This window comes from Paucibacter sp. KBW04 (assembly GCF_003852425.1).
GTDB lineage: Bacteria > Pseudomonadota > Gammaproteobacteria > Burkholderiales > Burkholderiaceae_C > Paucibacter_A.
The window spans coordinates 137543-162363 of sequence record NZ_QAJN01000007.1 but is presented as its reverse complement, the minus strand read 5'-3'; the positions used below and the strand labels follow the sequence as shown (position 1 = coordinate 162363).

17 protein-coding genes are annotated in these 24821 nt (G+C 64.4%); 14 read left to right on the top strand and 3 right to left on the bottom strand.

What is annotated here, in order from left to right; all coding sequences use genetic code 11:
- Positions 1-14 precede the first annotated feature (14 nt).
- From DBR47_RS08845 to DBR47_RS08810, 8 genes are all read left to right on the top strand, one after another.
- Positions 15-977, top strand: coding sequence for a TerC family protein (locus tag DBR47_RS08845; RefSeq protein WP_124449069.1), 963 nt, complete (start codon positions 15-17; stop codon positions 975-977).
- Between the two features lie 294 nt (positions 978-1271).
- Positions 1272-2111: an energy transducer TonB gene (locus DBR47_RS08840; protein WP_124449067.1), complete on the top strand. Its 840-nt coding sequence runs from the start codon at positions 1272-1274 to the stop codon at positions 2109-2111.
- A gap of 65 nt (positions 2112-2176) precedes the next feature.
- Complete coding sequence (locus DBR47_RS08835) at positions 2177-2917, top strand: MotA/TolQ/ExbB proton channel family protein (RefSeq protein WP_124449066.1); 741 nt, start codon at positions 2177-2179, stop codon at positions 2915-2917.
- A 20-nt stretch (positions 2918-2937) separates the two neighbouring features.
- Positions 2938-3357, top strand: coding sequence for a biopolymer transporter ExbD (locus DBR47_RS08830; protein ID WP_124449064.1), 420 nt, complete (start codon positions 2938-2940; stop codon positions 3355-3357).
- Positions 3358-3662: 305 nt separating this feature from the next.
- On the top strand, positions 3663-5930 hold the full coding sequence (locus tag DBR47_RS08825) for a TonB-dependent siderophore receptor (protein ID WP_124449062.1): 2268 nt from the start codon (positions 3663-3665) through the stop codon (positions 5928-5930).
- Positions 5931-6013: 83 nt separating this feature from the next.
- Entirely contained in the window at positions 6014-6697 is a 684-nt protein-coding gene (locus DBR47_RS08820) for a Fe2+-dependent dioxygenase (RefSeq protein ID WP_124449060.1), read from the top strand.
- A complete protein-coding gene (locus DBR47_RS08815; protein ID WP_124449058.1) occupies positions 6694-7809 on the top strand; it encodes an alpha-hydroxy acid oxidase in 1116 nt (371 codons plus the stop codon). Before DBR47_RS08820 ends, DBR47_RS08815 begins: the two co-directional genes overlap by 4 nt.
- A gap of 216 nt (positions 7810-8025) precedes the next feature.
- Positions 8026-8454: an SWIB/MDM2 domain-containing protein gene (locus DBR47_RS08810; protein ID WP_124449056.1), complete on the top strand. Its 429-nt coding sequence runs from the start codon at positions 8026-8028 to the stop codon at positions 8452-8454.
- 96 nt (positions 8455-8550) lie between these two features.
- On the opposite strand, the gene DBR47_RS08805 is transcribed toward DBR47_RS08810, so the two are convergent.
- A complete protein-coding gene (locus DBR47_RS08805) occupies positions 8551-8949 on the bottom strand; it encodes a response regulator (RefSeq protein WP_124449054.1) in 399 nt (132 codons plus the stop codon).
- A gap of 390 nt (positions 8950-9339) precedes the next feature.
- Here DBR47_RS08805 and DBR47_RS08800 point away from each other — a divergent pair, with 390 nt between their 5' ends.
- On the top strand, positions 9340-10149 hold the full coding sequence (locus DBR47_RS08800; RefSeq protein ID WP_255420741.1) for an MHFG family PEP-CTERM protein: 810 nt from the start codon (positions 9340-9342) through the stop codon (positions 10147-10149).
- A gap of 71 nt (positions 10150-10220) precedes the next feature.
- On the opposite strand, the gene uvrA is transcribed toward DBR47_RS08800, so the two are convergent.
- The gene (gene uvrA, locus DBR47_RS08795; protein WP_124449050.1) at positions 10221-13142 is read right to left on the bottom strand and encodes an excinuclease ABC subunit UvrA; all 2922 of its coding nucleotides are present in this window, start codon (positions 13140-13142) and stop codon (positions 10221-10223) included.
- A gap of 320 nt (positions 13143-13462) precedes the next feature.
- Between uvrA and DBR47_RS08790 the strand changes: the two genes are divergently transcribed.
- The 4 genes from DBR47_RS08790 (at position 13463) to DBR47_RS08775 (ending at position 20684) form a co-directional block, all read left to right on the top strand.
- Positions 13463-13756, top strand: coding sequence for a hypothetical protein (locus DBR47_RS08790; protein WP_124449048.1), 294 nt, complete (start codon positions 13463-13465; stop codon positions 13754-13756).
- Positions 13757-14145: 389 nt separating this feature from the next.
- Positions 14146-16158 carry a PAS domain-containing sensor histidine kinase gene (locus DBR47_RS08785; protein ID WP_197046950.1) on the top strand — a complete coding sequence of 671 codons (2013 nt, stop codon included), beginning with the start codon at positions 14146-14148 and terminating at the stop codon, positions 16156-16158.
- 61 nt (positions 16159-16219) lie between these two features.
- Complete coding sequence (locus tag DBR47_RS08780; protein WP_124449044.1) at positions 16220-17479, top strand: hypothetical protein; 1260 nt, start codon at positions 16220-16222, stop codon at positions 17477-17479.
- A gap of 94 nt (positions 17480-17573) precedes the next feature.
- Entirely contained in the window at positions 17574-20684 is a 3111-nt protein-coding gene (locus DBR47_RS08775; protein ID WP_124449042.1) for an AAA family ATPase, read from the top strand.
- Here the strand turns inward: DBR47_RS08775 and DBR47_RS08770 are convergent.
- Positions 20673-24218 (bottom strand): Dyp-type peroxidase, encoded by a 3546-nt coding sequence (locus tag DBR47_RS08770; protein WP_124449040.1) that lies wholly within the window; start codon positions 24216-24218, stop codon positions 20673-20675. The two genes, DBR47_RS08775 and DBR47_RS08770, sit on opposite strands and share 12 nt — an antisense overlap.
- A 275-nt stretch (positions 24219-24493) precedes the next feature.
- Between DBR47_RS08770 and DBR47_RS08765 the strand changes: the two genes are divergently transcribed.
- Positions 24494-24754 (top strand): hypothetical protein, encoded by a 261-nt coding sequence (locus tag DBR47_RS08765; RefSeq protein ID WP_124449038.1) that lies wholly within the window; start codon positions 24494-24496, stop codon positions 24752-24754.
- Positions 24755-24821: the final 67 nt, after the last annotated feature.

Below are 24821 nucleotides of genomic sequence, written 5' to 3'. Positions count from 1 at the left end.
GCGGGAGACTCTGGATGAGTACGATTGCGCCTCTTTGGCTATGGTTCTTTTTTGCGGGCTCCGTTGTGGTGGCCCTGTTCGTGGACTTCGTCGTCTTGCGCAAGCAAGGCGCGCACGAGGTCTCGGTCAAGGAGGCCATCAACTGGTCTCTGGTCTGGGTGGCTCTGAGCCTGGCCTTCAACGGTTTGTTCTGGTGGGCGGTCAAAGACAGCACGGGTGATGTGGCGCTGGCCAATACCAAGGCGCTGGAGTTCTTGACCGGCTATCTGATTGAGAAGTCATTGGCGGTCGACAATATCTTTGTCTTCCTGATGATCTTCACCTACTTCGCCGTGCCTGCGGCCTATCAGAAGCGGGTGCTGATGTACGGCATCATCGGTGCCATTGTGCTGCGTACCGGCATGATTCTGGTGGGTGGCTGGCTGATCGCCGAGTTCCACTGGGTGCTGTACATCTTCGGTGCCTTCTTGCTGCTGACCGGTATCAAGATGTGGTGGGCTTCGGGCCAAGAGCCTGATCTGGAAGCCAACCCGGCTCTGAAGTTGCTGCGCAAGACCATGCCGGTGAGCAAGAACTTCGACGGTGAGAAGTTCTTCACCATCGAAAACGGCAAGAAGCTGGCCACGCCTTTGCTGCTGGTGATTGCCCTGGTGGGTATGACGGACGTGATCTTCGCGGTGGACTCCATCCCGGCGATCTTTGCCATCACGAATGACCCCTTCATCGTGCTGACCTCCAATATCTTCGCCATCCTGGGTTTGCGTGCCATGTACTTCCTGTTGGCTGCCATGGCTTCCAAGTTCCACCTGCTGAGCTATGGCCTGGCGGTGATCCTGGCCTTCATCGGCACCAAGATGATGTTGATCGACATCTACAAGATCCCGGTCATGGTGTCCCTGGGTGTGGTGGTCGGCATCTTGGCCATCACCATGGTCTGGAGCTTGAAGACTGCTCCCAAGATCGCCGAAGAGAAGTAATCCTCAGGCGACTGGCCGTATCGGCCGTGGCGGGGTGGGTTCGCAAAGAACCTGCTCCTGCCCCAGGCCCCGGCCTCCCAAATCAAGGCCCAAGCGCGTATGCGCTTGGGCCTTTTTTCATGGCCTGGCGCCGGGCGTGCTTGCGCTCGGCTGTGTCCAAGACGGCGCCGTGCCCTGCGATCCCTAGCTTTTTGTGCGCAGATATCTCTTGTGTTGCTGATTTGCACAAATAAGAATCGTTCTCATTAGTGTTATGATTTGTGAATTCTGACCCGGCTGCCCGCCGCAACTCTTGTGAATTCCTTGTCTGTTTCCATCGCCAGCGCAGATTCACTGCCCGCCCTCGCCGCGGCAGCGCCCTCGGCTGCCAAGCCGCAGCCCTTGCGCGCCGTAGCCGTGGTCGATTCGCAAGGATTGCGGCCCCAGCCGGCGCTGAGCCGCGAACTGCAGTGGGGCGCCGGGCTTGTGATGTTGTTGGTCCATGCGGCCGCCATCTGGGCCTTGCTGAATCTGGTGACCCAGGTGCCGGCGCCCGTGGCAGCCCAGCCCTTGATGGTCAGCATGGTGGCCCCGGTGCAGCCGCAGGAAGTGCCGCCGCCACCGCAGCCCCGCCCGCAGCCGACCCAGACGCCGACGCCTGCCGCAGCCGCCCCGCAGCCGCGCCCGGTCAAGACCCAACCCTTGCTGGTGGCCGAAAGCCCGGCCGCGGCCGAGAGCTTTGTGGCGATCAAGGCCGAGCCCGCGCGCGAGCCCAGCCCCGCGCCTGTTCAAGTGCTGGAGAAAGCACCTGCCCTGGCCGCGCCCACTACGCAATCGCTCGCGCCAGCGGCGCCCGCCGCGCCGGCCGTTAAACAAATCGCGCCCAGCGCTCTGCGCTATCTGGCCGAGCCTCGCATGACCGTGCCCTTGCTTTCGCGCCGCCTGGGCGAGAGCGGCCTCGTGCATCTGCGCATCGTGGTCGATGCCAAGGGCCGCTTGCAAGAAGCCAGCGTGAAGAAAAGCTCGGGCTTTGAGCGCCTGGACAAACAGGCGCTGGAAGACATACGCAGCGCCCGTTTCGCGCCCCATATCGAGAACGGCCAGCCGGTGCTGGTGGAAACCACCGCCTTGCTTTCTTACGAGCTTGATCGCTAAGGCGGCCCGCGCCGCTTCGCTTTCGCCGCCCATCAAAAATTCACTCTGACCCCAATTTCGAGACTATGGAACCCACAAGCACTGTTGGCTTCGGCCACTTCATCGCGCAATCCGACTTCGTTGGCAAGTTTTTGCTGGCCGTGCTGGTCTTGATGTCGGTGGCCTCCTGGGCCTTGATCGCTGCCAAGGGAATAACGCAGTACGTGAAGGGCAAGCGCGCGACCCAGTTCCTGGACTTCTTCTGGAATGCGCGTTCGCTGGACGCGGTGCAGGCCGAGATCAGCACCCATGGCGCGCGCGATCCCTTCTCGCACTTGAGCGCCCATGCTCTGCATGCCCAGGCCCATCATGCTCGCCACGGCGCAGCGCGCTTGGCCGAGGCCGGTTCGGCCAATGACTTCATCACCCGCACGATCAAGAAAGTGTTGGACGAAGAAACCACCCGCCTGGAGTCCGGTCTGACCACTCTGGCCACCATCGGCGCCACCGCTCCCTTTGTGGGCTTGTTCGGTACCGTGTGGGGCGTGTATCACGCCCTGGTCGCCATCGGCATGACGGGCGCAGGCACCTTGGACAAGGTGGCCGGCCCGGTGGGCGAGGCCTTGATCATGACCGGCTTGGGCCTGGCCGTCGCCATCCCCGCCGTGATGGCTTACAACGCCTTCAGCCGCAGCAACCGCGTGCTGAGCGGCCGCCTCGACGCCTTTGCCTACGAGTTGCACAGCTTCCTGACCCTGGGCGAAGCGCCGGGTGCCGCCGTGGCTCAGACCGCCAATGTTCGGCCGCTGAAGCCGGCCACGGCCTAAGAGCGAGCGGAGCATTCATCATGGCTTTCGCTTCTTTTGACAGCAAACGCTCGGCCGGCCCAGTGGCCGAAATCAATATGGTGCCGCTGATCGACGTCATGCTGGTGCTGCTGGTGATCTTCATCGTCACCGCGCCCCTGCTCAGCCACGCCGTCAAGCTGGACCTGCCCAAGGCCAGCGCCAGCGCCAATGTGCTGAAGGCCGAGAAGATCGATTTCAGCATCGACGCCGCGGGCCAGCGCTTCTGGGACGGCCAGCCCATCAGCCGAGCTGAGGCTGCTGCCCGCTTCGCCGTCGAAGGCCAGAAGGCCAGCCAGCCCGAGGTGCATCTGCGCGCAGATCAGGACGTGGCCTACCGCCTGGTGGCCGAGACCCTGGCCGATGCCAGCAAGGCTGGCCTCAGCAAGGTCGGCTTCGTCAGCGAGCCCGAGCGGCCCTGATCGTCGACCGCCCACATACCCGATTTTTCTTCCTCGCCAGCCTTCCGCCAGCCAAGTCTTTGAACAAGCAAGCGCCGTCCACAAGAGACGGCCTCGGCGCAGCTTTAGGCAACGCTGAACAAGTCCCTCGTGCGCGGCGCATCCCCGCTTCGGGCGTCCAACAGCGTTGCAAATCCTCGCCATAGCTACGGCTATGGCTGCGGTTTGCGCCTTGTTGGTCCTCCCGAATCGTGGCGCGCCACATCACGGGAACCTATTCAGCGTTGCCTTTGCCCGAGCTCACATCAATTCAGGAGTTATCCACCATGTCCCGCAATCTCAAGCGCCCCGCATCCGCGCTGCTGCCCTTGGGCGCTCTGGCCGCCGGCTTCGGCCTGGCCTCGGCCGCCCTGGCTCAGACCAGCACGGCCCCTGCTGCGGCTGAAACCAAGGCCGAGACCAAGAACGACGCCAAGGCCGAAACCGCCCTGCCCATCGTGCGCGCCCGCGCCAGCGCCGAACGCGCCGGCAAAGAGGACTACCAAGCCGTGGACACCCGCATCGGCAAGGGCAAGCAAGAGCTTCGCGACATTCCTCAGTCGGTCACGGTGGTGACCGAGAAGCTGATCAATGACCGCAATCTGGACACCATGAAGGAAGCGCTGAAAAACACCGCCGGCATCAGCTTCATGGCGGCCGAGGGCGGCGAGGAAGACATCCGTCTGCGCGGCTTCTCCTTGCAAGCCACCGGAGACATCTTCTCCGATGGCATGCGTGACCCCGCTTTCTACGAGCGTGACACCTTCAACTACGACCGCATGGAAGTGCTGCGCGGTTCGGCCTCGATGCTGTTTGGTCGCGGCTCCACCGGCGGCGCCGTCAACCAGGTCAGCAAGCAGCCCCTGCTGGTGACGCAAGGTGAAGTCGCCGCAACGCTGGGTTCGGGCAACTATCTGCGCCTGACCGCCGATGCCAATATCCGTACCGGTGACGAGTCCGCACTGCGTGTCAACGCCATGGTCACCGACGCCAAGAACTACGGCAACAAGATTGACAAGAAGGGTGTGGCCGCAGCCTATCGCTTTGGTATCGGCAATGTGGACGAGGTGCTGATCAGCGCCTACTACCTCGACAACAACAACGGCATCAACTACGGCCTGCCCTGGATCGCGAAGTCCAAGACCGATCCGACCCGGGTGATGTTGCCCATCGATGCGCGCAATTACTACGGCGCCGCCAGCGACTACAACGCCGGCTCCCTCACCCAAGGCACGCTAAGCCACACCCACCGCTTCAGCAGCAGCAATGAGATCAAGACCACGCTGCGCCTGGCGACGATCGACCGCGACCAACGCGCCAGCGCCATCCGCTTCACCGCGCCGGTGACGGCCGAGACCTTGAATGATCAGACCGTGCTGGCCCGTTCGGGTGGCGGCGTGCACGCCAAGATCCAGAACATGGACACGGCCTATCTGCAGAGCGACTACAGCGGCAAGCACCAATGGTTCGGATTCACCCACAGCATCCAGGCCGGCGTGGATCTGGCGCGTGAGAAGTTCAACAACTTTGGCATCTCGCCGCAAAGCCCGGTGATGCCCAAGCCCACCACCACCATTGGCACGCCTAACGACGGCGCCTGGGTGGATGAGTCGCGCCGCGTCACCCGTCTGACGAGCAATTTCGACGCCAAATCAGTGGGCATCTACGCCCAGGACTTGCTGCAACTGAGCCCGCATTGGAAGCTCTTGGGCGGCCTGCGTTGGGACCGCTTCGATGGCACTTACTGGCAGCCCGAGTTGCGCAATGCGGCCGACAAGGTGACCCAGATTGAGGCCACCCGCGCCCGCGTCGATTCGCTGTGGAGCAAGCGTGCCGGCCTGCTGTATCAGCCCAGCGCCACGCAGTCCTACCACCTGTCGTACAGCACCTCGTTCAACACCTCGGGTGACACCTATCGCTTCGACCCGCTGGGCAGCAACACCCCGCCCGAAGGCAGTCGCAACACCGAGCTGGGCGCCAAGCTGGACTTCTTCGACGGCCGCATGAGCACCCGCTTTGCCTTGTTCTATACCGACAAGTACAACGAGCGCAATCGTGACGAGCTGACGGTGGACCCAACCAACTACGTCCTGTCCGGTGCCCGCCATGCTGCCGGTCTGGAGTTTGATATCTCCGGCCGCATCACACCGCAATGGGAGGTCTACGGCTCCTATGCCTTCATCCCCGATGCCAAGGTGGACAAGGGCTCGGCCGTCAACGGTGTCAGCCTGCAAGGTGAGGCGGTGGGTTCGCGCCCCGGCTTGACCCCGCGTCATAGCGGCACGATCTGGACCACCTACAAGCTGAACGAGGCTTGGCGCGTCGGCGGTGGCCTGAATGCCCGTAGCAGCGATAGCCCGCAGCTGTCGCCCACCATCGTGGCCCCCAGCTTCGTGACGGCGGACCTGATGGCGGAGTACACCAACGGCAATCTGTCGCTGAAGTTCAATGCCACCAATATCACCGACGAGCTGTATGCCGATGTGCTCTACCGTGGCCACTATGTGCCAGGTAAGCCGCGCACATATCAGCTGACCTTCGCGCACAAGTTCTGATGATCTTGTTGCTTTGAAATACTCAGGGCCGCAGCTTCTGCTGTGGCCCTGAGCGCTTTGCCGAAAGACTTGCGAGCCCGCCCATGTTGATTCGAATTCCCCAAGTCCTGAGTCCTCAAGCCCTGGCCCAGGCTCAAGCTCTGCTGGCCGACGCCGATTGGCAGGACGGACGCCTGACTGCCGGCCCGCAGGCCTTGCAGGTCAAGAACAACGAGCAGCTCGCACCCTTGTCTGAAACTTCGCGTCAGCTGCAAGCCCTGGTGCTGGGTGCGCTGGAGCGCAACACCAGCTTCTTCTCGGCGGCCTTGCCCAAGCGGGTTTTGCCGCCCATGTTCAACCGCTACGGTGGGGCCAGCAATACCTACGGCAATCATGTGGATCAGGCCATCCGCTATGCGCCTGGCACCGGTCAGCGTGTGCGCACCGACCTGTCTTGCACCCTGTTCCTGGCCGAGCCGGCAGATTACGAGGGCGGCGAGCTGGTGATCGCCGACACCTATGGCGAGCAGCGCGTCAAGCTGGCCGCGGGCGATGCGGTGCTCTACCCCGGCACCAGCGTGCACCGGGTCGAGCCGGTCACGCGCGGCGCCAGGCTGGCCAGTTTTTTCTGGATCGAGAGCATGGTGCGTGGCGATGAGCAGCGCCGCCTGCTGTTTGAAATGGATCAGGCCTTGATGCGTTTGCGCGGTGAGCATGGTGAGAGCGAAGCCGCGGTGCAGCTCACCGGCACCTATCACAACCTGCTGCGCATGTGGGCCGACACATGAGCTTGTCTGCCCTGCAAAGCATTCCCGAAGGCGTCGTCAATCTGGCCGACTTCGAGCCCCATGCCCAGGCTGCGATGCGGCCGCAAGACTGGGCTTATTTAAACGGCGGCGCGGCCGATGAGATCACGCTGCGCGCCAATCGCGCCGCCTGGGATCGGCTGGGCCTGCGCCCGCGCGTGCTGCGCGATCTGAGCGGTGGCCACACGCGAGTGCGTTTGCTGGGCCGCGAACTGGCACAGCCGGTGCTGTTGGCGCCCATCGCTTACCAACAACTGGCCCATGCCGATGGCGAGTTGGCCTCGGCCTATGCCGCGGCGGCGCAGGGTGCAGGCATGGTCTTGAGTGCTCAGTCCAGTGTGGCCATGGAGCCGGTGGCGCGGGTCTTCGCGAATGAGCCGGGCAGCGGGCCGCTGTGGTTCCAGCTCTACTGGCGTGATGACCGAGGCTTTATGCGCGAGCTTTTGCAGCGCATCGAACAAGCCGGCTTTGAGGCCTTGGTGCTGACGGTGGATGCCCCTGTGCATGGCGCGCGGGATCGTGAGCGCCGTGCGGGCTTCAAGCTGCCGGAGCACATCCGTGCCGTTAATCTCGGCGGGCTCAAAAAGCCCTTGGATCTGCAAGCAGGGCAAAGCGCCTTGTTCGACGGCTTGATGCCGCGTGCCGCCACCTGGGCCGAGATCGCCTGGCTGCGTGAACACAGCAAGCTGCCCCTGCTGCTCAAAGGCGTGACCCATCCCGAGGATGCGGTGCAGGCACAGGGCTTGGGTGCGGCGGGTCTGGTCGTCTCCAATCACGGCGGGCGCACGCTGGACACGGTGCCAGCCACGGCGCATTTGTTAGCAGATGTTCGTGCGGCGCTGGGCGCCGACTATCCGCTGCTGGTGGACGGCGGTATCCGGCGCGGCAGCGATGTGCTCAAGGCCATCGCCCTGGGTGCCGATGCGGTGCTGCTCGGTCGACCTTATGTGCATGCGCTGGCGGCAGCGGGCGCGCTCGGTGTGGCCCATGGCTTGCGGCTTTTGCGCGATGAACTCGAGATTGCCATGGCCTTGTGCGGCTGCAAGACCTTGGCCGATGCGGGCCCGCATTTGCTTTGGCCAAGAGGTGTTTGAGCCATCCACTGTGTTTAAGTGATGCGGGTGCGCGACACCCAGGGTAAACAAGGGTCAATTCCGGGCGTGATCGCGCTCGCTTCCCCTGTGAAAGCCTTCTCAATGCAGAAGGTGCGCAGTACCATTGCCCTCGCTAGGTGCTAGAGAGAATTGAAGGCTTATGCGGTCTTCACCCGGACCCAGCACATCAACAACACTTTGATGGAGAGAATTGAAATGGCAACTGCGAAGAAGGCCGCGCCCGCTAAAAAAGCGGCACCGGCAAAGGCCCCTGCGGCTAAGAAAGTGGCCGTGAAGGCTGCGGCACCGGCGAAGAAAGCAGCTCCTGCAAAGAAGGCTGCCCCCGCTGCTAAGAAAGCTCCTGCGGCCAAGAAGGCTGCAGCTCCTGCCAAGAAGCGCACGCCTAACGCTGCCTTCATGAAGGCACTGACTCCCAGCGCCGCTCTGGCCGCCATCGTCGGCGCAGCTCCGCTGCCCCGCACCGATGTGACCAAGAAGGTTTGGGAGTACATCAAGAAGCACAAGCTGCAGGACGAAGTGCAAAAGCGCATCATCGTTGCCGACGCCGCCCTGAAGGAAATCTTCGGCAAGGCCAAGGCCGATATGTTCGAGATGACCAAGCTGATCAACAGCCATCTGAAGTAATGCGCTGAGCCCCGCTGGCCTTGTGCTCGGCGGTGCTGCTCAAGCGTCTGCGGGCCCGGTTCTTCCGGGCCTTTTTTTCGGGCAAAAAAGAACTTTCTACCTGCTTGCTTGAGCGGCAAGGTCTTGCTGCAAGAGGCTGACGAAGCGCGTTACATCGATGGGTTTGGCCCAGTAGTCGCCGAAACCTGCCTGCAAGGCTGCATGCACTTGTTCGGCCTGATCGTCGGCCGACAGCGCAATGCAGCGCAGGGCCGCGCAATGGGCTTGGGCACGCACTTGCTGGAAGAGTGCCAAGCCATTGGTGTCGGGCAGATTCATATCGATCAGCAGCAGCTGGGGCAAGGGCTGGCTCTTGAGCAACTCCATGGCCTCGGCGCCTGACTCCGCGCAAATCAGCTGCCAGCCGGGCAGGCGTCGGAAGACTTCTTCCATCAGGACGATATTGATCCTGTCGTCTTCAACATAGAGCACTTGCGGTGCCGAATCGAGCTGCATGAGTGACGAGTTTGAATAGAAGGAAAGAAGGTGGCGGGGTCGGATCAGTCGAGGTGAGCCTAGCTAGCTGCCCCTCAAGGAGCGTGATTCCGGCCGCATGAGGAAGGCGTGATCAAGGCATCGAGGCGGAACAGGGTGCGAAGTGCATCGGGACTCGCTTGTGGGGCACCCCGAGAACAGGGGGGGTAAATCGGCAAAATCGTGATTTTCCTCACCGGCCCTTGTCTGGCTGTTGCGCGGATGCGCAATCTCGCCTGGGGTCCTTATTACACTACGCACATAGCGAGTCTCAGAAGAAGAGGGTTTCTCCGAATACTGTATTTCTTGCTTCGATAAATTTACTGAATCATTTCAGCAGATATTATCAAATTAAACCAGTCAGGATCGTCTATGTCTTTGCTTGCAACACTCGCACTCGCGGCTTCAGGAGCGGCTTCCGGCGCCGTCCTGCCGCATTGCTCTTGGGACAAGCCGGGCGTGAATCCTTTCATGGGCGATGTGGTGGCGGCCGTGGATCGCTACACCGACATCCCGGTGGCGGTTCGTGAGCGCTTGAAAGAGCGCATGAAGAAGCGCGACTACGACGAATTGGTCAGCATTCAGCGTGATGGCATCAAGGGCAAGGCCCAGTACGGTGCCGACATCCGCGATATGCACTTCGGCGCCAACAATGTCTGCAAGACCGTCAGCCGCGCCAAGTGGACGCAGAAGGCGGAAGAGCGCGGCCTGGTTTACTGCGAAGAGAACCAGTGCATTCTGGTGCCCACCGTCTGCCGCAATGTGAGCCGCATCAACCGCGTGCCCGGCCGTGCCGCAGCGCCAGGTGGCGCGCAGAACGTGGCTTCCTCGGCCCAGGACATGGTCGAACCGCAGACACCGCTGGACATGGAGCCTACCGGCGCCGGTCCGCTTTCTACACCCAACTCACCTGGCAGCTTTGCCCAGGTGGCCGGTGGCGGTTCGGGTCTGGATGGTCTGCCCGGCACCACGCCCGGCGGCGGCACCATCTTCCCCGGGGGCGGCGGAACCGGTGGACCTGGCATCGGCCCCATTGTTGTGCCCAGTCTGCCTCCCGGCACGACGACCCCGCCCGTCATTCCTCCGGTGACGCCCGGCGTGCCCGAGCCCGAAACCTGGGCCCTGATGTTGGGTGGTTTGCTGGCCGTGGGCTTTTTGTCCAGCCGCCGTAAGAAGGCCTGATCGGTCGTCTGCCCAAACAAAGAACGGTGCGCCTTGGCGCACCGTTTGTCATTTGAGAGTGGCTTCTTACATCAGGCCAGCAAGTGCTTGAGATAGCGGCCGGTGTGGCTGCCCTCATGCGCGGCCAGCTGTTCCGGCGTGCTGGCCAGCAGCAACTGCCCGCCGCCAGAGCCACCCTCGGGGCCCATATCGATCAGCCAATCGGCCGTCTTGATAACGTCCAGGTTGTGCTCGATCACGACGATGGTATTGCCCGCGTCGCGCAGCTGATGCAGCACCTTGAGCAAGAGGGCGATGTCGGCAAAGTGCAGGCCGGTGGTGGGCTCGTCCAGGATGTAGAGGGTGCGGCCGGTGTCGCGCTTGCTCAGCTCCAATGCCAGCTTGACCCGCTGTGCCTCACCACCCGACAGCGTGGTGGCGCTCTGGCCCAGCTTCACATAGCCCAGGCCCACGTCCAGCAGGGTCTGCAGCTTGCGCGCCAGGGCCGGCACGGCACTGAAGAACTGGTGGGCGTCCTCGATGGTCATGCCCAGCACCTGGGTGATGTTCTTGCCCTTGTAAAGCACCTCCAGGGTCTCGCGGTTGTAGCGCGCGCCGTGGCAGGTGTCGCAGGGCACGTAGACGTCGGGCAGGAAGTGCATCTCCACCTTCAGCACGCCGTCGCCCTGGCAGGCCTCGCAGCGGCCACCGGCCACATTGAAGCTGAAGCGGCCGGGGCCATAACCGCGTTCGCGCGCGGTGTTCATCTCGGCGAACAGCTCGCGGATGGGCGTGAACAAGCCGGTGTAGGTGGCGGGGTTGGAGCGGGGCGTGCGGCCGATAGGGCTCTGGTCCACATTGATGACCTTGTCGAAGGCGTCCAGGCCTTCGATCTCGTCATGTGGTGCGGGGTCGGCATGGCTTTGGTACAGCTTCTTGGCCACGGCCGTGTAGAGGGTGTCATTGACCAGGGTGCTCTTGCCCGAGCCGGACACGCCGGTCACGCAGGTCAACAAGCCCACGGGAATCTCCACCGTCACGCCCTTGAGGTTGTTGCCGCGGGCGTTGACGATGCGCAGCGCCTGGTGCTCGGCCTGCGGGCTGACCTGGTGGCGCTGCTTGGGGACTTCGATCTTGGCCGTGCCCGAGAGGTAGCGGCCGGTCAGTGAGGCCGGGTTGTTGGCGACCTGATCAGGCGTGCCCTGGGCAATGATGTGGCCGCCGTGCACGCCGGCGCCTGGCCCCAAGTCCAGCACATAGTCGGCGGCGCGGATGGCGTCTTCGTCGTGCTCGACCACGATCACCGTATTGCCCAGATCGCGCAGGCGGCGCAGGGTGGCGATCAGGCGGTCGTTGTCGCGCTGGTGCAGGCCGATGCTGGGCTCGTCCAGCACATACATCACGCCGGTCAGGCCCGAGCCGATCTGCGAGGCCAGGCGGATGCGCTGGGCCTCGCCGCCCGAGAGCGTATCGGCGCTGCGGTCCAGGCTCAGATAGTTGAGCCCCACATCGTTGAGAAAGCGCAGGCGCGAGGTGATCTCGCGCACCACCTTGTCGCCGATCTCGGCCTTGGCGCCCTTGAGCTTGAGCCCTTCAAAATAATGCAGGCAATCGCGAAGGGTCGAGTGTTCAACCTCGTAAATCGGCCGCCCCTTGCTGCCGGGTTCGGCGTCGGCCGGTTGCAGCACCACATGGCGGGCCTCGCGGCGCAGGCGTGAGCCCTCGCAATGCGGGCAGGGCTTGGCGGCCATATAACGGGCCAGATCCTCGCGCACGGCGGTGGAGTCGGTCTCCTTGAAGCGGCGCTGCAGATTGGGCAGGATGCCTTCAAACGGGTGGCTGCGCTTGACCGAGCGCTTGCGGCCCGACGGTCCACTCTCCGCCTGATAAACGAATTGAATCTCTTCCTCGCCGGAGCCATACAGCAGGGCCTGGCGCGCGTTCTCGGGCAATTGCTCGAAAGGCAGCTCGATGTCGAACTGGTAATGCGCGGCCACCGCCTCCAGCATGGAGAAGGTGTAGGCATTGCGTCTATCCCAGCCCTTGACCGCGCCGCTGCCCAGGCTCAGCGTGGGGAAGGCGACCACGCGCTCGGGGTCGAACACCGTCATCTGGCCCAGGCCCTCGCAAGAAGGGCAGGCGCCCACCGGTGAGTTGAAGGAGAACAGGCGCGGCTCCAACTCGGGCAGGGAGTAGCTGCAGATGGGGCAGGCGAACTTGCTGGAGAAGATCTGCTCCGCGCCGCTGTCCATATTCAAGACCAGGGCGCGGCCCTCGGCCAGGCGCAGGGCGGCCTCAAAGCTCTCGGCCAGGCGTTGGCGCAAGCTCTCGGCGTTGTCGGCTTTGAGCTTGATGCGGTCCACCACCACATCGATATCGTGCTTCTCGGTTTTCTTGAGCGCCGGGAAGTCCGGCGCATCCACCGTCTGGCCGTCGACGCGGAAGCGGATATAGCCCTGCGCCTGCATCTGTTCAAACAGGTCCAGGAACTCGCCCTTGCGGTCGCGCACCACCGGCGCCAAGAGCATCAGCTTGCTGTCCTCGGGCATGGCCAGCACGGCGTCCACCATCTGGCCGATGCTTTGCGCCTCCAGGGGCAGGTGGTGGTCGGGGCAGAAGGGTGTGCCGGCGCGGGCGTAGAGCAGGCGCAGATAGTCGTGAATCTCGGTCACCGTGCCCACGGTGGAGCGCGGGTTGTGGCTGGTGGCTTTTTGCTCGATGGAGATGGCGGGCGACAGGCCCTCGATCACATCCACATCGGGCTTGTCCATCAGCTGCAGGAACTGCCGCGCATAGGCCGACAAGCTCTCTACATAACGGCGCTGGCCTTCGGCATACAGGGTGTCGAAAGCCAGGCTGGACTTGCCCGAACCCGACAAGCCGGTGATGACCACCAGCTTGTTGCGGGGCAGATCGACGTCGATGTTCTTGAGGTTGTGGGTGCGTGCGCCGCGCACGCGGATCATCGGCACATCCGCAGGAGGTGAGGCAGGGCGGGAATCGACGTCGGACATGGCGGAATGAAACTGCGGTAGCAAGGGCAGAAGTGAAAAAACAACCGGTCATCATAGGACGACTCAAGGGTTTCGCCTGTTTTGCGTACTCAAGCCCTGCAAACAGGCCTGTTTCGAGCGCTTGTGCGGCGCGGGCTGCCAAAAAAGCACGCGATCCGGGTCTTTGGGGTCCAGGGTAAACCCTTCGTCGCGCGGCTGAGCAGTTCAAACGCGCAAGCCCGCTGTTCGTCGCAAGAGGCGGGCACGCGCCCGGGGTTTTCTCGACACTGAGTTCATCGAAGCAGGTTTTGCTGCATCGAGCAACCCAACAGGAGATCACCATGAGCACTTCGTCTTTCAGCCGCACCGCCCTGCGTTCCAGCCTTGCCCTGGCTCTGAGTCTGGCCGCCGCCTGGGCCAGCGCCGCGCCGCAAGCCCAAACCGCCAGCGAGACCGTGGTCCATGTGCTGCCCCGCGTCGTGGTGACGGCCAAATCGGTTCCCGCCAGCCCCGTGGTGCAACTGCCCCGTGTGGTGGTCACCGGCAGCTCGACCTCGGCTCCCGCCGTCGAACAGGCCGCGCTGCCGCAAGCCCAAACCGTGCTGATCGCCAAGGCCCAGCCTCGCCGCGGTTGAGCCGCTTGGCGCGCAAGACCTGACCCCGCCTTGAAACTTATGAGCGAGCGTGAATTTGATGCAGTTTTTGAATCAGTCTGTGAAGCCGGGTAGTTTTGGCGTTAGTGAAAGATTTTTCTGAGCAGGGTTTGAAGTCCTCGAACCGAGTCGCAGTGTCGTGAAAAAGTCTGTTGGCCTCGCGCCACTGCGATTCGGCTTGAACTTTGAATCCAACCCTCCGCAGTCCTTGGGATTAAAGTCCTCCCTGTTTCAGTCGATGATTTGACCAATGCTTGAGTGCATTGGCGAAACGCTTGTCGATGAACGGAAGCGCGCGACGATTGGGGTCGCGCCAAGGAGAACATTGAATGGGTGTTGCGAGTAGGGCTCAGGCAGTACCGAGCCTTGCAGTGGAACAACGCTTGCTGCAGATTGCGGCGCGTTTTTCCGAACTGGGGGCATGGCTGCAGGAGAGCGGACCTGCAGGGCTTTTCCATGCCAGCCCCAAAGTGCACGAGATCCTGGGTGCCGAGCCCGGTGAGTTGAAGACCCTGCGGGACTGCTGGGCGTTTTTGCATGCAGACGACCGTGCCCAGGCCGAGCAGGCCCAGGCCCTGTGTGAGACACAGGCGCGCGCCTATTCCCTGGAGTTACGCCTGGCCCGGCCCGGCGTCACCGAGAGCTGGGTGCGCTTGCAGGTCTCGCCCCTGCTGGAAACCTCGGGCCAACTCAAGGGCAGTGAAGGCGCTTTCTGCGATATCAGTGCGGTCAAGATCACCGAGGCAGTGCTGCAGGAAAGCGAGATGCGCTTTCGCTCGCTGATCGAAGGTGTGGACAAGGTTTCGGTGCAGGGCTATGACAGCCAGCGCCGGGTGATCTTCTGGAACAAGGCCAGCGAGAAGCTCTATGGCTATAGCGCCGCCGAGGCCATCGGTCGGCAGCTGGAAGACTTGATCATCCCGCCCGCCATGCGCGAGCTGGTGATTCAGGGCACGCGGCAATGGCTGGAGTCGGGCGTGGTCAGCGTGCCTTCCGAGGAATTGGTGCTGCGCCACAAGGATGGCTCGGACGTGCCGGTGTTCTCCAGCCACGCCATGCAGCGCAGCCGCAGCGGCGAGGCTTTTCTCTACTGCGTGGATGTGGACCTGAGCGAGCGGGTGCAGGCCGAGGCCACCCGCGCCAAGCTGGAGTCGCAGCTGCGTGAGGCGCAGAAGCTGGAGGCCATGGGCACCATGGCTGGCGGCATCGCGCATGACTTCAACAATGTTTTGGGCGCCATCCTGGCCAATATCAGCCTGGCCAGCGAGCAGCTCAGCGATGACCATCCGGCTATGCGCCATATGCGCTTGATCAGCCGGGGTGGCGAGCGGGCCCGCAATATGGTGCGCAAGATGCTGGCCTTCAGCCGCCACCAGCCGCACGCCTTGGAGCTGCTTGAGTTGGGCGAGCAAATCGGTGAAAGCCTGGCCTTGCTGCGCGCCAGCCTGCCCAAGGGTGTGAGCCTGCAGCTGGATGCGCTGGACGGCGATCTGCTGGTGCAGGCCGATGCCAGCGAGTTGCAGCAGGTCTTGCTCAATCTCTGCACCAATGCCTGGCAGGCCTTGCCGGCCCAGGGCGGCCATGTCCATGTGGGTCTGCGGCGGGCGCAGCTGCCGGCCGATAGGCCCGAGCTGGAGATGCCGGCCGGGCCCTATGCCGAGCTGTTTGTGCGTGACGACGGTTGCGGCATCGATGCCCTGACCCAGGCGCGCATCTTCGAGCCCTTCTTCACCACCAAGCCGATTGATCAGGGCACCGGCCTGGGTCTGGCCGTGGTGCATGGCATTGTGCGCAGTCATCATGGTGCCATCGCCATCGACAGCGTGCTGGGCAAGGGCAGCTGCTTCCATGTCTATCTGCCGATTGCCGAGGGTCAGGTCTTGCCCATGCCCGCCCCCCAGCCGCTCACGCCTGCGGCTTTGGCACAGACGCCGGACCACAACAAAGCCAAGCAAGCGCCACTGGGCCAGCGCCTGATTTATGTGGACGACGACGAGGTGATGCGCCTGACGGTGGAGGGCTTGCTTTTACGCGCGGGCTATCGGGTCGGCCTTTGCTGCAGCGCCGATGAGGCTCTGAACCTGCTGCAGGACAGCGAGGGCCAGGATGTGGCGGCCTTGATCAGCGATTACCACATGCCCGAACGCGATGGGCTCAGCCTGGCCAATGCCGTGCTGCAGCAGTACCCCGGCCTGCCGGTGCTCTTGTCCTCGGGCTATATCAGCGAGCAGCTGCATGAGCAGGCCTTGTCCCTGGGCGTCTCCTGCCTGATCAAGAAGGAAAACCTGCTGGAAGAGCTATTGCCCAGCATCCAGACCTTGCTAGGTGAAACACCCAGCGCCACAGGCCCAAGTCTGCCCCTCGGTGGCGAGCTGGCTCGTTGACAATGCGCGCGGCGCCGGCTGCAAGAGGGCCGGGCGCATCGTTTTGCAAAGAGGTTGAGGCATGGGTGCGAGTACGCGTTTGAATGAGGTGATTCGCCAGCGCAAATCCTGGTTGGACGGGTTTATGGCCTATGCCTTGCCTGAGGGTTTGAGCGAGGCGGAGTTGCGCGACCACATCGTCACCCTGGATCAGCTGCTTTACGGCCTCTGGAATCTGGGTGAGAACTTGGTCTATGCCTGGACACCCCTGCCGCAAGGCCTGCGGCTCTTGCTCGCCCCCCATCCCTTGCTGACCGAGTATGTGCAAGGTCAGTCCCAGGCCGGCGGTGAGGCCCTGCCTGCGGCCGAGGTGCAGCGGCGCAGCCGCTTGCTCGACGAGGTGCTGGCCCAACCCGGCCACCTGGCCGATACCCAGTTTGAGCGCCTGGCGGCCGAGTTTGGCTTGGAACCGGTGCAACTGGCCCTGCCTTTCTCGCCCAGCGCCGGCCTGGGGCTGAGCCTGGTGGCGGCCATCGTGGCGCGTTATGGCATTCGCCTGGTGGAAGACCGGGCGGTGATCCTGTTCGACACCGTGGGCTTTTCCTTGCTGACGCCCTTGCAGCAGGTGGTGCAGCTCAACAGCCTGTCCTGTTCGGTCAATGCGGCCTATGCCAAGCTGCTGGACCGCGAGATCAATATCAACTTCGCCCGCACCACCACCGGCGACGGCTTCTACATCTGGAACCGCATGCGCGGCATCGAGGCCAATGTGGAGCTCTACCAGCTGCTGCAATTCATCCTGGCGGACAACGCCCTGGCCAGAGAGCGAGCGCAGCGGCCGGAGTCGGTGCCGCAGCTGCGCGCCGCCTTCCACGTCGGTTCGCACTACGAGTTTTATCAGTCGGAGGGGCTCAACCCCACCTCCTTCAGCTATTTGGTCGGGCAGGTCACCATCGAGCTGGCTCGTATGCTGGAGCGCGCCCTGCCGGGGCAGATCCTGGTGGGTAAGTTCAGCACCTTGATGCGCGATGAGCAGGACGGGCAGCAGCGCCGCATCGACAGCCTGGGCTTTGTCGAGCGCGCCCGCAACCCGCTCAAGCAGCTGGGCGGGCTCAATCTGGGTGGGGCGGAGATCGATGAGATCGCTTGCTACCTGACCGGCAGGCGGGACGAGCGGGGTGAGTTCGGCATCAGCGAATTCGAGATCAGCGATAAGCATGGCCTGCCGCACCGGGTCTATAACGCCAAGATCAATATCCACCGTCGGCGGGGCGAGCCCATCTATTTGGGGCTGCAAGAAGAGGAAATGCACAAGTTTTCGACCCCAATTGCACGAACTTAGAACGTGAATAGTGCCGAGGCCATCGTCAAGCGGTAGGATGGCGCTGCGCAGCGTTGGTAGGGAACCACGCGCGCATGCGAACGAGAGCTGAGGCATGACCATTCAGTCCGATATCGCGCCGGCGCTGGGGGTCTTAGGGCAGCGGCGCAACTTGACCCTGTTATTTGCAGATTTGTCCGAGTCGACACGTCTCGCGGATGCCATGGAGGCGGAAGACTACGCCTTGATGCTGAGCGAGCTGCGCGGCCTCTACCAGGGCCTAGTGCGGCAACACGGCGGCATGGTGGTGCGCATCCAGGGCGATGGCATGTTGGCCATTTTTGGCTATCCGAATAGCGGCGAGGACGACGGCCGCCGCGCCGCCTACGCCGCCCTCGACCTGCACGAAGCCGTGCGCGCCATGCGGCCCAGCTCGGGCGCGCCTTGCTGGCCGCATCGCCGCAGCCTGACACTGCATTCCGGCATCCACGCCGGCCTGGTGCTGATGGAGGCGGGCGACGAGGTGCGCGGCCGCTTCGAGCTGCTGGGCAATGTGCCCAATATCGCCGCCCGCCTGTGCGAGGCGGCCGCTGCCGACGAAATCCTGGTCAGCGAGGTCAGCCTGGGCCTGCAAGGCCAGTTCTTTCAGCTGGATGAGCGCCGCAGCCTGCTGGTGCGGGGCCGGGCCACGCCCTTGTCGGTGTGCAAGGTGCTGGGCCGCAACGACATCAAACGCCGTTTTGAGGCCAGCCAAAAGCGTGGCCTGACACCCTTCGTCGGTCGTGACTTTGAGATGAGCTTGCTGGAGCAGGCCCTCCATGCGGCCTGTGCCGGGCGCCCGCGCTGGATCAGCGTCCGCGCCGGCGCTGGCGTGGGCAAGACGCGCTTGACCGAGGAGTTCTTGCAGCGCGCCGCCGATGAGCATTGCCAGATTCACCGTGGCTATTGCGAGTCGCACCTCAGCGCCGAGCCCTTGCAGCCCTATCTGCAGATGCTGCGCAGCCTGCAGGGTCCGGGCAAGCCGGCCGCCGAGGCGGTGCTGCAGCTGCAGCCCAAGGCGCGGGCCGAGGCGGTGCTGAGCCTGATGATGGAGCTGGCCAGCGACTTGCCCCAGCTGCTCTTCATCGACGATTTGCAATGGGCCGACGATGCCAGCGTAGCCTTGCTGCACCGCTTGCGCGCGGTGGCGGCCGAGTTCAAGCTGCCCCTGCTGGTGTTGACGGCCACCCGTCCGCACAGCCAGAACTCGCTGGAAAGCCTGCCCGAGCTGATCAGCCAGGCTGCCAAGGTGCGCAGCGACGCCGAGGTGCAGGTGCATGAGTTGCAGCCCTTCACCGAGCAGGAGTCTCTGCACGCCACCAGCCAGCTGCTACCCCATGTCGACCCCTTTTGGGCAGCGGAGATTCAACGCCACGCCGGCGGCAACCCCTTGTTTATCGAGGAGCTGTGCCATGCGCTCTCGCACGAGGGCAGCGCCGAGGAAGCAGCGCGCAATTTCGGCGCCTTTGCCAGCCATGCGGCCTCGCCCGAAGGCAGCAGCCTGGGCAAGCAGGTGGGCTCGGGCAGCGCCTGGTTGTCTTCTCTGGTCGAGTCGCGGATGGCGCGCTTGCCGGCCGATGAGGCCGAGCTGCTGCGCACCGCGGCCGTCATCGGCAATGTGATCCCGGTTTGGCTTTTGCAGCGCGTCACCGGCTGTGACGAGTCGCACCCGGCCGTGCGCCGCCTGGCCGAACAGGATTTTGTCTTCCCCGCCCAGCGCCCCGGCCAGCTGCGCTTCAAGCACGGCATGGCCCGTGATGTGGTCTACGAGGCCATCGGCCTGCAAGCCCGCCAGGCCATGCATCGCAAGATCCTGGCCGAGCTGCTTGCAGTGCCGCAAGACGGTGTGCGCGAGGAGCCGGCCAATGAGCTGCTGGCCTATCACAGCCGCGCCGCCCAGCAGTGGGAAGCCGCCGCCCATCATGCCGAGCAAGCGGGCGACCAGGCCCTGGCCAGCTCGGCCCTGGACCGCGCCAAGAAGCAATACCGTGCAGTGCTGGAGGCCTTGGAGCATCTGCCGCAAACCGACGAGGTGGCGCTGCGCTGGATCTCCATCGCCCTGCGCTTCGGCATGGCCTGCGTGTTCGACGCCTCGCGTGCCGATCTGCGGGTGATGCAGCATGCCGCCAAGCTGGCCCAGCTGAGCGGCAATCCGGACTTGATCGCCCGCACCGAGTACTGGCTGGGCTATGTCAGCTATGCCCTGGGCCAGGCCCGCGCCAGCACCCTGCACTGCGAACGCGGCTTGGCCGCGGCCGAGCAGGGGGGGGACGCCGCCTTGCTGGCCCAATTGCATGGCACCCTGGGCCAGGTGCGGGCCGCCGCCGCCGACTACGAGGCCGCCCTGCAATTGCTGGACGGCACCATCGCCTTTCAACGCCCGCGTCAGCGCCCCGGCCGCCCGCCCGTGGGCCTGGCCTACTCGCTGGCCTGCCGTGCTTATGTGCTGGGCGACCGAGGTGAGTTCGCCCAGGCGCAGGCGGCCTTCGACGAGGCCCTGTCCAGCATCCAGGGCAGCAACCATGCGGTGGAGGCGTCCATCCTAGGCTGGCGTGCCGCCGTGCTGCTGTGGCAGGGGCGTTGGAGTGAGGCGCAGGTCTGCGCCGCCGATTCACGTCGCATCGGCACCCTGGTGCGCAGCCTGTTCACCTGTGCCATGGGCCATGCCGCCCAGGCTTACGGCCTGTGGATGGCCAGCCGTTCACCGGTGGCGCGGCAGGACTTGCTCAATGCCACACATTGGCTGGCCCCGCGCGGCGGCGGCCTGTTCAATTCGCTCAACCATGGCTGGCTGGCCGAAATCCTGGTCAGCCAGGGCGAGGCCAGCCTGGCCCGCCACCACATCGCCCAGGCCCTGTGCCGCGCGCGCCAGCACGATTTGATCGGCGTGGCCATGGCCTACCGCGCCGCCGCACGCTTGACGGCCTGCCCGGCCATGGCCAGGCAGGGTTTGAGCGAGGCCCAGCGAGACCTTGAAATTGAGCGTTATCTGGCCCGTGCCGACCAGGTGGCCCGGCGCCGCGGCTCGGCCCATGAGTTGGCGGTGAACCAGCTTTGCCGCGCCGAGCTGGCGCAGATGCTGGGACGCCGCGCCGAGCCTGAGCTGGATCAGGCCGAAGCGGCGTTTGGCCGCCTGGGCATGGCCTGGCACTTGGGTGAGGTCAGGCGCTTGCGTTCAGACTTGTAAGCCCAACACCGTCGGCGAGCCCGTGAATCGCAGAGTGCCGGCCTCCAGCACCGCCGCCGCCACCCCCAGCATCACCCCCATGGCCATGGCATAGCCCGGGCAGGCGTGCAGGGGGGCGGGCAAGACCGCGTCGCGGCGGTCGCCGCCAAACATCAGGGTGTGATTGCGAGGGTCTTGCTGGGTGGCCGAGGCGATGCCCACGATCACGGTGTCGCCCTGCTGCACTTCCACTGCGCCGATTCGATGGGGCTTGCGCGCCGTGCGCCAGACCATGCCCGGCACCGGGCGGCCCACCATGGTGGCGAGCAGGGTGGGCCTTAGGGCGGCGACGGCCTGGGCATAAACCTGCGCGGATGGCGTGCCGGCGGCAAAGCGCGGCCAGTCTTGCTGCACATCCCAGAGCTTTTTGCTAAGGACCCAGGCCCCCAGACAGGCGAGGGTGTTGCCATGCACGGTGGGCGGGAAGCCCAGCATGATGCCGGCGATGGTGCGCGGGATGATGTCGGGGTCTTGGCCGCTTTGGCCTTGCAGCGCGTCTTTGATCGCCTGGCTCAGCTTGGGCAGGGGCGCATCGGGCGCTTGAGCGGCCAGCCACTGCTTGACGGCGGCTTGCAGGCCCTGGCCTTTCTTGCTCGCCACCTTGCCGACCACCTCGCTGGGATGGGGGCCGAAGACGAAGCGTGAGACGGCGAAGAAGTCGCGCGGGCAGCGCGGTGCTTCCTGGCCATCGGCTGGCTTGGCATGCCACTCGGTGCCCCACATGGCCTGGCCATCGGGCAGGCCGAACCAGGTTTTGCACAAGGCCGCCAGCACATGCTCCGAGAGCTGCTCCACATCCAGCAAGGCTTCTTTGAGATGCAGCTGCTGGGCGCCGCCGCGCACCCGGGCGACGACGGCGGCCGCCACCGCGTGGGCGGCGGCGAAGGCGCTGGCTTCGTCGATGCTTTCGATCGCCGCATTGATGGCAGGCGCTTGCTCGGCATGGCCGCTGTCCTCGTCCATGCCCAGATAGCCACGGCCGATGGACTGGGCCATGCGCGAGCCATAGCCCGTCACCGAGTAACGCGACTCGCGGTCGCGGAAGACCTCGCAGACCTCGCGCGCCTCGCCCACCAGCACGCCGTAAGCGGTGCGCAGCACGCCACCGGGTTGGCTGCGCACATAGGCCCAGGCGGCGTCGCGGCTGCTGCTGTCCTCCAGCCATTGCTGCCAGGCCTGGGCATCGGCCGTATCGGGGGCGCGGCTGGGCAGGGCGATGGGTGTTGGGAAGGCGGGCAGCTCCACCAGGGCCGGCAGCAGGCGTAGGGCTTGCAGCGAGGGCACGAAGAAGTAGGCGCCCCATTGCAGCTCGACAAAGGGCTGGTCGCCCAGGTTCAGATGTTTGACCTCACCCTGATGCTCAAAGCGGTAGATGCGTGGGGTGGTGGAGGGCAGGGCCTTGGCGGCCGGCGTTTGCGGCACGGCCACGCCCAGGAAGGGGTCGGCCTGGCCGGCATAGCCACCGCTGGCATTGCCGCCGGAGATCCAGCGTTGAATGATCTCGAACTGCTCGGCCAGATTGGCGTTGTAGGCCATGAAGATCAGGCCGCGGTCCTCGGCATCGGGTGTCTCGTTCTCGCTCGTGCCGTGGGCCGGGCCGTAAGACATGCCGCGCCGCAGGATGCGGGGCACGGGCAGGCCGGGGATGTCGGTGCGTGGGTTGGCGCGGCGGATGTGCGCATGGAAGGGGCAGGCCGAGCCCTTGGCGTCTTCGCTGTAGTTAAAGCCGTTGGTCGCGCCAATGCTGGGCGCGGCCAGCGGCGTGCCGTCGGTCCAGCGGCCCATCATCTTGCCCAGCAGTTCTTCACGGTTCAGACCCAGCTGGGGGGCTTGGGCGTCCAGGCAGTTGTGCAGGCGATCCACATACTGGCGCAGCTTGCGCACGACCAGGAAGGTGCCCTTGTCCAGCAAGGCATCGGCCGCCTCGGGCACGGCGCAGGTATCGCGGTCGGTGCGGAAGCCCAGGAGCAGCTCGCCACGGTGCACCGCGTCCGACCAGGGCTGACCGGGGCCTTGGCGCTGAGGCTGGCCGACCTGGGGCTGGCTGATGCCGTCCACAAAGCCAAAGCTCTCGCGCGTCTGCTGCGGGTTCTTGGGGTTGATGCCCCGGCGCATGGCTTGCACCGACAGCACCTGCAAGCCCGTGTCTTGTTCCAGCTGAGCGATGGCGGCATTCAAGCTGCTGCCCGCGGGCAGGGCGCCGTGGCGCAGCTGGATCAGCACATGCACGGCGCCTAAGTCCACCGGCCGACCGTCGGCCTTGGACTCGGGCCAGTTGCGGGTGGGCAGCTTCCAGTAGCGCGGGTGGTTGTGGCGCACATCGCCCAGCACGCCGGCACGGGCTTCCATGCCTTCGATAAAGGGCTGGGGGAATCGCTCCAGCCGCGTGTTGCTAACGCCCAGGGCCCGCAGGCCGCTGAGGCTTAGCGCCAGATTGCGATAGAAGCCGTCGGCAGGCTTTTTGCCGGCCACCGTGTCGGCCTCGCTATTGAGTGACAAGTTGCTGAGATAGGCCACGGCCTTGGCCGCCTGCGTCACCCGCAGCAACACCATGGCGCCGCCTTGCAGATCGGGGTAGGCGCTGAGCATGCCGCCTTGGATGTCGGCATCGCTGTAGTCCAGCGCCCGGGCGGGCAGCTCGACCTTGGGCGGCGCTTGCTCAAACCAGTCCAGCATGCGGTAGTAGGCCTCCCGCAAGGGGCTGGCGGGCGGGAAGAGGGTGGCGGTGTCCAGCTCCACCAGCTCGAAGAGGATGTCGCGCGCCGCGCGGATCAGGCAATAGCCGTCGGGCGCACCGGCCAGGAAGTAGCGGTCCAGGGTGTAGAGCGTGGCCAGGGCCGGCAGGCCGCGCACGGCCATGGCCATTCGTGCTGGCATCTGGCTGGTGTCAGGCAGGGGATTGCTGGCGCCGGGCAGGCCGGTGTGCAGCTGGGTGGCGAGCAGATCATTGCTGGGATGCAGCTCGCGCTGCTGCCATTCCAGGGCGGCGAGGTATTCGTGGTCGCTGGTGCTGCGGCCGGACTCGAAGTAGAGGAAGTCGGCCGAGATCTCGTGCTCGCGCACCCATTGCTTGTAGCGCTCGAAGCTGGTTTCCCGGGACAGGTGATAGCCCTCCGCATGGCAGAGGATCAGGTCCAGCATGCTGCCCAGCTGGTCCCAGATCACCCGCATATAGGGCTCCCAGCCGCCGTCGAAGCAGACATTGAGCAGCAGCTTGTGCGGCTCGCCCAGGGGGGCGTCGGGCTTGGGCTCGATGATGGCCCAGCGGAAGGAGTGGACGATGCGGAAGCGGCTCACCACATCGGTGAACAGGCCCGGCACCTCGCTGGACTCGCGCGCGCCCAGACGCAGGGCGTTGAGAGACTTGAGCACGCGGCGCAGGCGGTCGACGTAGCTGATGGTTTCAAAAGCCGTCACAAAACCAGCTTTGACCGGGGTGATGAGCACCAGATCGGTGATGCCTTGCAGCTGGGTTTCGGGTTTGTTGAATGGCATGAGAGGGCTCCCTGAGGTCTTGTTGTTCCCGGCCGAAACCATAGGCGTAAGGCTCTCGCCTGTCATCCAAATAAAAAGGGATTGCGACCATTTCCGCCTTCGCCTATTCGTCACCAAAGCCCATGGGCACTGCGATTCATCGCCGCAAAGAACCGCTGGCGCGTCACTTCCGCCACTTCGTCGCTTGGCCCTGGCAAGCCCACCCGCTCTTGCCGACACTGTGAACACAGCAGCAAAACCCGCCCTCAATTCCGGCCACTCACACGGAGCCCATCATGCAAAAGCTACTCTCCTTCAGCACCTTGTTCACCGCCTTTATCGCCGTGGCCGCTGCCGCGGCACTGGGCATGAATCTGGCCGATGAGATGAGCCCGCCGCAGCCCACGCCGGTGGTCAAGCTGGAGCGTGTGGTGGTGCAGGGTCAGCGCACGGCTGCCGTGCAGCTGCCCCGGGTGGTGGTGCAGGTTTCCCGCAGCGTTGAGAAGCAGCAGTCCGCCCTGGCCACCCAGCTGAGCGCCGATCAGCATGCTTGCTGAGGCCGGGGTTTTGAACTGCTGTGTGCTTGTTTATTGAAGCTTGATGACAGCGGCAAGACCTGACCCC